Genomic DNA, 10,151 nt, shown 5'->3' with positions numbered 1-10,151 from the left:
CAGATGGACAGTTATGTGTAAAAAAGTGCAAAGTTTCGAGTGAATTACCACCAATTTAAGTTAAACTCCTTAAAAGTAACCTTCTTACATATTAAGGCAGGGAATAGGACCAATGAAAAAACTGCTTCCACTATTCATCAGCGCAGCATTAGGCAGCCTGAGTTCTTCAGTATGGGCGGATACTCTTACTGAAATCTATAATCAAGCCAAAGAAAATGATCCTCAGTTACTGAGCTCTGCAGCTCAACGTGATGCTGCATTTGAAGCGGTAACATCTAGCCGTGGCGATCTGTTACCACAAATCAACCTGACCGCTGGTTACAATATCAACCGCAGTGATATTGATGCACGCGAAAGTGATAAGCTCACAGCAGGCATCAGTTTCTCTCAGCAGCTTTATCAACGTTCAAGTTGGGTTTCTTTAGACACGGCAGAAAAGAATGCACGCAAAGCGGATTCTGCCTATGCGGCCACCCAGCAAGGTCTAATTTTACGCGTTGCACAAGCCTATTTTGAAGTGCTTCGCGCCAAAGATAACTTAGCATTTGTCCGTGCAGAAAAAGCGGCAGTGGCTCGTCAATTAGAGCAAACGAAACAACGTTTTGAAGTCGGTCTTTCTGCGATTACTGACGTACATGACGCACAAGCGCAATACGATGGCGTGCTTGCTGATGAAGTTTTGGCAAAAAATAGCCTCACCAATAGTTATGAAACCTTGCGTGAAATTACCGGGCAAGAACATTCTGATTTAAGTGTGTTGGATACTAATCGCTTTTCAGCCAGCAAAACAACACAGCCGATTGATGCTCTGCTTGAAGAAGCCCAACAGAAAAACCTCTCTTTGCTGACCGCTCGTATTGCTCAAGATGTCGCGAAAGATAATATTTCATTGGCAAGTTCAGGGCACTTACCCTCACTGACTCTTGATGGCGGCTACAAGTACGGCGATGAAAGTAATAATAACAGCGGCTCTAAAGGGGATTATAACGATTTTAATGTCGGTATTAACCTTGCGGTGCCATTGTACACTGGCGGAAAAACCACTTCGCAAACCAAACAAGCTGAATTTGCGTACGTTGCTGCAAGCCAAGATTTAGAACAGACGTATCGCAGCGTTGTGAAAGATGTACGCGCATTTAACAACAACATCAATGCCTCTATTGGCGCTTTACGTGCTTATGAACAGTCAGTTATTTCAGCGAAATCAGCACTGGAAGCGACCGAAGCAGGGTTTGATGTAGGTACACGGACTATTGTTGATGTGCTTGATTCAACGCGCCGTCTCTACGATGCGAATAAAAATCTCTCTAACGCACGTTATGACTATGTACTGAGCGTCCTGCAATTGCGTCAAGCAGTAGGCACCTTGAGCGAGCAAGATATTTTAGATATCAACGCTGGCTTAAAAGCAGACAGCTAAAAAAGTAAAAGCCGCTGACAATTCAGCGGCTTTTTTGTAGTGATTGGCTCATTTTATACAAAATGCCAAAGGATACAGCGCGATGTTAGCCTCTGCCGCCTTTAATTGCTTCAATAATTTCTGTGGTTGAGCAACCATCTTCAAAGTTCAACACTTTGACTTCTCCACCCGCCGCAATCACTTCTTCACCACCGGCGATATCTTCAGGTTTATAGTCACCACCTTTCACCAGTAAGTTAGGTAGTACAGCCGCAATCAAACGCTGTGGCGTATCTTCAGAAAAAGGAACCACCCAATCGACAGCGCCCAATGCAGCCAGTACCGCCATGCGGCGATCCGTTGTATTGACTGGGCGACCTGGGCCTTTCAAACGCTTAACCGACTCATCCGTGTTAACGGCAACAATCAGGCGATCGCCCAATTTGGCTGCGTGGTTAAGATAAGAAACATGTCCTGCATGCAAAATATCAAAGCAACCATTGGTCATCACCACCTTTTCGCCCTGAGCTTGAGCTACTTTTACCGCATCAATTAAGGCTTGTTCACTGATGACACCATAATCAGTATCTTTGCTACCGTGAACCGCTTCCGCTAGTTCAATGGTTGAAACGGTTGAAGTGCCCAATTTCCCAACCACAACACCCGCCGCCGCATTGGCTAATGCACACGCTTCATCAAGTGGTTTACCTGCCGCAACTGATGCCGCCAGCACTGAAATCACCGTATCTCCCGCGCCCGTTACGTCATACACTTCTTTGGCTAATGTTGGTAAATGGAATGGCTTCTGATTGCGTTGTAATAGTGTCATGCCATGTTCGCTGCGAGTCACCAACAGCGCGCCAAGATCAAACTGTTCAATCAAGGCAAAGCCTTTTTCTACTAGCTCTTGCTCTGTTTTTACTTTGCCTACGACCTGTTCAAATTCAGACATGTTAGGTGTGAGCAATGTTGCGCCACGATAACGTTCGAAATCGGCTCCTTTAGGATCGATAAAAACGGGAACGTTGGCTGCACGTGCTTTTTGGATCAATTGCTGCACATGCTCTAATGCGCCTTTAGCGTAATCGGACAAGATCACCGCTTTTACTTTCGGTAACGCCAGCTCCATGCGAGATAAAATCAGTTCTGGATCGGTGTTCTCAAACTTATCTTCGAAATCCAAACGGATCAGTTGCTGGCCTCGGCTTAGCACGCGTAATTTTGTAATGGTTGGATAATTTGGCAGAGCAACAAAATCACAACTCACTTTCAACGCTGTTAACGTTTCAGTCAGAACGTTAGCAGGCTCATCCACGCCAGTTAAACCAACAATGTGCGCATGACCGCCCAGCGAAGCAATGTTCATTGCAACGTTTGCCGCGCCGCCTGGACGTTCTTCGCTATTCTCTACTTTTACTACAGGAACGGGGGCTTCTGGTGAGATGCGACCAGTTGGGCCATACCAGTAGCGATCAAGCATCACATCGCCAATAATCAATACACCTGCATCATTGTAGTCAGGTAGGATTGGTTTCATTGTGGATCTCCAATTTTTGTTATTGCGCTGAGTGTAACACAGCTCATTGAGTCTCTAAAACACTCAACCTAGCCACTGCTGCCAAGCGTTTGTGACTCGTTTTCGCAGGTCAACAAACTTACTTTCGTCAATATCCGCATCCAAGTTAAGCAAGTTTCGATGATGGATCTGATTGCGCATTGAGGTATAGGCATCGGTGAGAGCCTGCGCTTGTTCTTTGTCCATCACACCTTGGTTCAGTAGTGACTCAAAAATGCGTACGTTGTCTGACCAAAACGTCAATTTTGGCTTTTCATGGCTAAAACGCAGCACTAGATATTGAGCTAAAAACTCAATATCAGTGATGCCACCAGCATCTTGTTTAAGCATAAAACGGCCACTTTTCTTTCCCCCCAAATGATCGCGCATTTTTATCCGCATCGCGACTACATCCTGCTTGAGCTTGGTTTCATCTCTTGCCAATGACAAAATCTCATGGCGGGTGCGATGGAAAGCCTGTTGCAGTGGCTCATCACCATAAATCATTCGAGCTCGAACTAAGGCTTGGTGTTCCCACGTCCACGCTTCATTGCGCTGGTATTCATCAAATGCTTCAACGGGGCTAACTAACAAACCGGACGCACCAGACGGGCGCAAACGAGTATCAACTTCATACAAAATACCAGAAGCGGTACGAGTAGCAAAAATGTGGATCACGCGCTGGGCTAAGCGCAAATAAAACTGACGGCCATCAATCTCTTTTGCGCCATCGGTGTAACAATCCACCGGGCAGTCATGGAGAAACACGATATCAAGATCGGAATTGTAACCCAACTCCCAGCCCCCTACTTTGCCATAGCCAACGACTGCAAACCCTTTACCATCCCTCTCTTTTAAATGAGTGGGTTGGCCGTATTTTGCACTGACTTGCTGCCAAGCTTGGTTGATCACGGCTTCAACGATGGCTTCAGCAAGGTAGGTTAAGTGATCGCTCACTTTCATCACAGGCAAAGCACCGGCAATATCAGCAGCAGCAATACGCAAAATGCAGATCTGCTTAAATTGGCGTAATCCTTCCATTTGCTGCTCCATATCCTCTTCGGGAATACGAGCAAGAAAATCACGCAGTTCAGTTTTATAAGCAGACAACTCCATTGGATTATAGAGATGCTGCGGGTCGATAAGTTCATCGAGTAAAATGGGGTAACGACTAAGCTGTTCCGAAATCATCGGGCTTGCGGTACATAAACGCACCAGCTGCGTCAATGCCGCAGGGTGTTCATCTAGCAGCTCAAGGTAAGTGGTTCGAGTCACAATTTTGTACATCAAATGCAGCACACGAGGTAAGCCAAACTGCGCATCTGGATGAATGAAAATCGCTTGGAACAGTTTTGGCATCAACCGGTTTAATACATCTCGTCCGCGTGGGCCCAGCGTTTTTTTCGCCAAATCCTCTTTAAATTGGATCAATACATGCACCATGCCGGCAGGATCATCACAGGTAAGCTCTTGTTGAAAAATCGTTTCAAGCACATCAGGCTTGTGCGCCATATCCCACAGCTCGTGAAAATGTTTAGCAACGCAGTGGTCATCTTCTTCTTCATCATCGCCAATCAGAGTTGCAAATACTTGATGTACTTTGGTCATGTGTTGATGCGTTTCGTGAAGCAGCGTTACCCAGTCAGTGCATTGCATAGCAACAGCTAAGCGAAGTTGATCCAGTTCATTGTCTGGCAAGGTTTGCGTCTGCTTGTCGGCCATCGCTTGCAATAGGTTCTCAAGGCGACGTAAAAACAGATAAGCTTGTCGTAAATCGGCCACTTCTTGCGGTTTGAGCAGGGCAAGTTCTTCTATTGCAACCAGTGTTTCTAATAGTCCACGCTGACGTAAACTGGGTTCTCGTCCACCACGAATTAACTGAAATACTTGTGCGATGAATTCAATTTCGCGGATCCCGCCTGCGCCTAATTTGATGTTGTTATGCAGCCCTCGACGTCTCACTTCGCTGCTGATCATCGATTTCATACGGCGCAGAGATTGAATGGCGCTAAAATCGATGTAGCGGCGGAACACAAATGGTCGCAGCATTTGACGCAGCTCTTGGTACTGCGGATACATTTCCCGCCCCATTACTCGAGCTTTGATCATCGCATAACGCTCCCAATCACGCCCTTGCTCTTGGTAATAATCTTCGAGCGCCGCATAGCTCATCACCAGTGGGCCACTTTCACCAAAAGGACGCAAACGCATATCAACTCGGTAGCAAAAACCGTCAAAGGTATGTTGATCCAACGCTTTAATGATTCGCTGGCCTAAACGGGTAAAAAATTGCGCATTCGCGATGCTGCGGCGAGCGCCTTGTGTTTCACCGTTTTCAGGATAAGTAAAAATGAGGTCGATATCCGATGAGAAGTTCAACTCACCGCCACCTAACTTGCCCATGCCGATGATCAGCATAGGTTGTGCTTCACCTTGGTCGTTAGTTGGCGTTCCCCACTCGAAGCAGCAAACAGCGTACTGCCACTGGTAAGTCTCAAAAATGAGTGCTTCCGCCAGTGCTGAAAGATGTGCAAGGCTCTCTTCTAATGTCCAACTGGCGGTGAAATCTCGCCAAGCGATGAACACCATTTCACGGTTACGAAACTGACGCAAAATACGATGCCCTGACATTTCATCTTTGCACTCTTCTAGCTGTATAGCGAGATCGTCTCGGTAATGCTCTAGCCTTGACTCTCCCGCCAACATTTCCGGTAATTGCATACACAACCGTTCATCTCGCAATAATGCTTCATTGATAAACTGGCTCATCCCGACCACATACAACAGCTGTTTTTTCAATGGCTCGGACCACTGTGCAATGCTCGGTTGTTGCTCTAGCAAATGTTGATAGGTGGTGTGCGCAAAAGCGTGAAGTGATGAAGGCAGTAACATGAGACATCCTTGTGAATTGAGACCAATGCAGTCGCTAGAAGGCTATTTATAGCAAACTTATATCAATAAAAAACGCCCAACAACAAGAATTGTGGGCGTTGATTGAAGGATCGAATTTCTACAGAGTTAGACTTTGAACATCGTGATTTTCCGATCTAACTCTTCAGCGTTGCTTTGCATGATCTCTGATGTTTCAAGCAACTCACCAACTACTGTTACTGAGGCTTCAACGAGCTCCCTCACATTGGTTAGATTTTGGTCCATTTCCTGAGCCACGCTAGTTTGCTGCCCAGCGGCCGTTGCGATTTGGATATTCATGTCATTGATCCGTTGCACTTGATTCACAATACCATCTAATTCAGTGCCCGCATTCGTAACCAGCTCAACTCCTTCAGCCGCTTCAACTACACTTTTTTCCATTAAATCAACGGCTGAATTGGCACTATTTTGTAATTGAGAAATCATCTCTTGGATCTCAATCGTCGCTTTTTGGGTGCGCTGCGCTAAGTTACGCACTTCATCGGCCACCACCGCAAAACCACGCCCAGCTTCACCAGCCCGAGCCGCTTCAATGGCAGCATTGAGCGCGAGTAGGTTGGTTTGCTCGGAAATACTTTGGATGGTTCCAACAACACTGCCAATCGCAACCACTCGTTCTTCAACTTGGTTGACGGCTTGCGCTGATGCCGCGATATCCTTCGATAGCTCACTCATCTTAGTGATGGTGCCTTTGACAAAACGCTGACCAGTTTCTGCTTGACCTGACGCTTGCTCGGTTAGTGCTGATGCATTTTGTGCATGCTCTGCGACCGTTTGCACCGTGGATGTCATTTCACTCATGGCGGTGGCCAATTGGTCAATTTCGTTAAACTCTTCTTGAGCCGAATCTTTGGTTTCTGACATGCTGATGGTCATGACTTCAGTAAGTGACGAAAGCTCTTGTGAGGCATCCACTTGCATCTTAATGACGTCTTGCAACTGGCGGCGGGTTTTCTCAAGCTCTCGCGCAACGTCGCCGTACTCATCTTTACATTCCATATTAATCGGTGTGGAAAGATCACGACTTGCCATCAACTTAATTGAATCACTTAAATATTGTGTTTGGCGCAGCATGACTTTGGCTGCGGCGAGTAAAAGCACAACAAAAACGATGATCATGAATGCCGTTTGCCATACTACTTGAGTCAAATAAGCATCATAGTGTTGCTGAGCGATTTCGGTATTCTGAGTTGCTGCAAGCAGTGATTCGTAAAAAGTACGAGCATCCCAAAGCTGCTTTGCGATGATCAATACTGTACTAAACACCATCAGCATAACCATTTTAGGAACGAGACGAATATCAGTAATCAAACGTTCCCATGGCTTAAATGCCATTGTTGCCATTGTCAGTTCTCCACTATGTCTTATATGTTGAAATTTCGGTAAGTAAGCAAACTCAAAAACTAAAAAGCTATTTATTTTGAGCTTCGTATGAAAAAAGATGATATCAAAGATGAGACAAATCCAATGTGTTTATTGTTGCTGATCCACTCACTCATGGCATTATTTGTGATCTCAGGCTTGTTGTTCATCCCTGTCAATCATGATACCTGTTAGGTTTCTATCGACCCTGATTTTTTTAACTGTAGTCGTTTCGTTGTGCAACCTGTTGGAGATTTGATCTCATCCACAAATCAATTGCAATTAATGAAACTACATGAGCAGAGATATAAAAAAAGAGACACCGCAGTATCTCTTTTTCATTTTGGCTGTGAGCCATGTTGATTAGCGACTTTTACGCCAATAAGGCTCGGCTTCAATACCAATTTGTCGCGTCTGCTCCATCGCATGAACAATGGAGTTTTGTTGGCGAATCAGCCATCGCTTGAGTTGTTCTTGTTCGTCTTCTTGCAACTTGTCGATCAAATTCTCTAGCGGCTTGAGCATTAATAAATCATCTATTCCTTGCAGTAAATCAGCCCAAGGGAGACGGAAGTTTTTGCGTTCTTCAATATCATAAAGGCTCGCAAAACCAATGCCAGTGTAGAGATTACGCATTAAACGATACTGCTGATCAATATACTCTTGAGGGCTTAGCTCAACTTTAGGAGGAAAAGCTTCCATTAACTCGGCCCATGTGCGATCCAACTGCTTCACCGAAAACGAACCGACGTTACGCGCCATTTTTTCTCTGGCTTTATCGTCCAAGAAGGGTTGCCATCCACGGCTCAAAATCCAACGACTGAGATCAAGCAGTAACCCAGTATAACGCGCCGAAGTGAGCAGCTTTAAGTTTTCTTCCCGAGTGGGTAGTGCCTCTTGCTGCTCTTTTAACTCGGCGATGATAAATTTACGAGCGTCCAGTTTACGCAGTGCGTGGCCTTTATCTTCAAGCAGGTTTGTTAGGTAGTCATGAGTTTTTAACCACGATAACTCTTGCTCCAACCATTTCAATTCCTGACGTAAAATAGCGCTGGCGCGACGTGGCACAATGCCGCCATAAATGCTCAAGATCTGGCGTAAAAAACTGGTGGCGTGGCTTATCTCATGTAACGCCGGAATTGAATCGCGCTCGGTGTAGATCTGTTCATGGTGATGCCAATGGGATAATGCATGCTCTAGCGAGTGAATAAAACACTCTTCCACGCTGTCAGTACTGACTGTATTGACCAAGGTTAAGGCGTGAACTTCATCACCTTGATAACCAGACGCAAGACGATAGCCTCGCGCCGCTTTACTCAAGTTACCCAGACGCATACCACCGTGCTCACAAAACTGGCGAGCTAACGTAAACAAGGCATCCGTTTGCCCAGATTTCAACTCCAGCTCCACTTCGCAGATAGGTTCTTGTTTTTCACCTGCAACGACAAAGCCTTGATCGAAAGCCACTTCAACTTGGCTGCCATCGGCCATGCCAATCAACCACTGCTCGCGTGTGAAGTTGGTCGAAAATAGAGGCATAAGTTCAGATTGTAAGGTCGTAATATCTTTACCTTGTGGCCAGATATCTTCCGGATGAAGCGTCAAGTTCGGTTCATTGCTGTTGTGCTCAGCATTGTATTCTGGTCTTTGGTGCAACCCTGCAACGACTCGACCAGCCGTTTTAACAGTTTGAACATACACATCATCAAAGCGACGAATACGAAGCCCTGTGTCGTGTTGACGCAACCAGTTGTCAGGTGTATCGAAGTAAGTGTTCCCTAACGCTCGACAACTGTGCTGAAGTACTTTGATTTCAGAGATCTTGTAACGCAAAATTTCCGAAAATTCTGGTGAAACAAAAAACTTCAGTTCTATCTCGGTTTCCATAACTAACCCTTTCAAAGCAGATAGCGAAAGAATATGGCCTAATGCACAGTGGGGCAAGTAACAAATATCACTGGAATGATGATCTAAAACAGTTTTAATGAGAGATTTAATGGGTTAACATGCGCGCCTTTATAGCCATCGCTCAACATTTCGCCATGAATGGTGTATGTTATTTTAAGGTTATATTTTTTAGGTTGAACGACCATGCCAGTAAATACAATTATGGGGTTATTTGCAAAGTCCCCTATAAAGCCTTTGCAGCGCCACGTTGTGTGTGTGAATGAATGTTGCTCTCACTTAGTCAATTTCTTTGAAGTTTGTTCAAAGGGTGACTGGGAGAAAGCAGGTGAAATTCGAGCCCAAATTTCTCATTTAGAGAAAGAAGCGGACGTACTCAAGCGTGAAATTCGTCTTAAACTACCACGCGGTTTATTTATGCCTGTCGATCGTACTGACATGCTAGAGCTGTTAACTCAGCAAGATAAACTGGCCAACCTTGCAAAAGATATTGCAGGCCGTGTCTACGGCCGTCAATTGATCATCCCAGAGCCTCTTCAAGAAAACTTCATTGCCTACGTAAAACGCTGCCTTGATGCAGCAAATCAAGCGCAAAAAGTGATCAATGAGCTCGATGAGTTATTGGAAACAGGATTTAAAGGTCGTGAAGTCACACTGGTGGCGGAAATGATCAATCAACTGGATGTGATTGAAGATGACACCGATGCGATGCAGGTTCGACTCCGCCAACAATTAATGGCTATTGAGTCGAAAATGAATCCGATCGATGTAATGTTCTTGTACAAAATTCTAGAATGGGTGGGCGGCATTGCCGATCAAGCTCAGCGCGTTGGCGCTCGTCTTGAACTAATGCTTTCTCGCTCTTAAATCAGTAAGTTAACCAAATAACGAAGAGCAAAACTTGATCCATCAGCTTAGGCGTTGATTATTTTCTCCGCTGATGGTTTTGACTCGCTTCGAGAAAATGAGTCCAGTTATGCTCCGCTTGTTATCAAAAGA

General features: G+C 45.4%; 6 protein-coding genes. 2 read left to right on the top strand and 4 right to left on the bottom strand.

Annotation, left to right across the window (positions count from 1 at the left end):
* Nucleotides 1-112 precede the first annotated feature (112 nt).
* On the top strand, nucleotides 113-1,420 hold the full coding sequence (gene tolC, locus AACT18_RS05900) for an outer membrane channel protein TolC (protein ID WP_094124757.1): 1,308 nt from the start codon (nucleotides 113-115) through the stop codon (nucleotides 1,418-1,420).
* Nucleotides 1,421-1,505: 85 nt separating this feature from the next.
* Here the strand turns inward: tolC and hldE are convergent, their stop codons facing one another.
* From hldE to AACT18_RS05880, 4 genes are all read right to left on the bottom strand, one after another.
* Nucleotides 1,506-2,936: a bifunctional D-glycero-beta-D-manno-heptose-7-phosphate kinase/D-glycero-beta-D-manno-heptose 1-phosphate adenylyltransferase HldE gene (gene hldE / locus AACT18_RS05895; RefSeq protein ID WP_017042672.1), complete on the bottom strand. Its 1,431-nt coding sequence runs from the start codon at nucleotides 2,934-2,936 to the stop codon at nucleotides 1,506-1,508.
* 63 nt (nucleotides 2,937-2,999) lie between these two features.
* Complete coding sequence (gene glnE, locus AACT18_RS05890) at nucleotides 3,000-5,846, bottom strand: bifunctional [glutamate--ammonia ligase]-adenylyl-L-tyrosine phosphorylase/[glutamate--ammonia-ligase] adenylyltransferase (protein WP_094124756.1); 2,847 nt, start codon at nucleotides 5,844-5,846, stop codon at nucleotides 3,000-3,002.
* 126 nt (nucleotides 5,847-5,972) lie between these two features.
* Nucleotides 5,973-7,229, bottom strand: coding sequence for a methyl-accepting chemotaxis protein (locus AACT18_RS05885; protein ID WP_013856051.1), 1,257 nt, complete (start codon nucleotides 7,227-7,229; stop codon nucleotides 5,973-5,975).
* 381 nt (nucleotides 7,230-7,610) lie between these two features.
* Entirely contained in the window at nucleotides 7,611-9,134 is a 1,524-nt protein-coding gene (locus AACT18_RS05880; RefSeq protein WP_094124755.1) for a CYTH and CHAD domain-containing protein, read from the bottom strand.
* Between the two features lie 204 nt (nucleotides 9,135-9,338).
* On the opposite strand from AACT18_RS05880, the gene AACT18_RS05875 reads away from it, so the two are divergent.
* Nucleotides 9,339-10,019, top strand: a complete 681-nt coding sequence (locus AACT18_RS05875; RefSeq protein WP_013856047.1) for a TIGR00153 family protein — start codon at nucleotides 9,339-9,341, stop codon at nucleotides 10,017-10,019.
* Nucleotides 10,020-10,151: the final 132 nt, after the last annotated feature.

The sequence above is a fragment of the Vibrio sp. V04_P4A5T148 genome (assembly GCF_963875605.1).
Lineage (GTDB): Bacteria > Pseudomonadota > Gammaproteobacteria > Enterobacterales > Vibrionaceae > Vibrio > Vibrio anguillarum.
Note: the sequence above shows the minus strand (reverse complement) of the source record. Positions and strands in the feature narration are given on the sequence as shown.

Bases quoted from the DNA above. Each gene is read 5' to 3' on its own strand.
- AACT18_RS05885 (WP_013856051.1), bottom strand. From the start codon at position 7,229: ATGGCAACAATGGCATTTAAGCCATGGGAACGTTTGATTACTGATATT.
- hldE (WP_017042672.1), bottom strand. From the start codon at position 2,936: ATGAAACCAATCCTACCTGACTACAATGATGCAGGTGTATTGATTATT.
- glnE (WP_094124756.1), bottom strand. From the start codon at position 5,846: ATGTTACTGCCTTCATCACTTCACGCTTTTGCGCACACCACCTATCAA.
- AACT18_RS05880 (WP_094124755.1), bottom strand. From the start codon at position 9,134: ATGGAAACCGAGATAGAACTGAAGTTTTTTGTTTCACCAGAATTTTCG.
- tolC (WP_094124757.1), top strand. From the start codon at position 113: ATGAAAAAACTGCTTCCACTATTCATCAGCGCAGCATTAGGCAGCCTG.
- AACT18_RS05875 (WP_013856047.1), top strand. From the start codon at position 9,339: ATGCCAGTAAATACAATTATGGGGTTATTTGCAAAGTCCCCTATAAAG.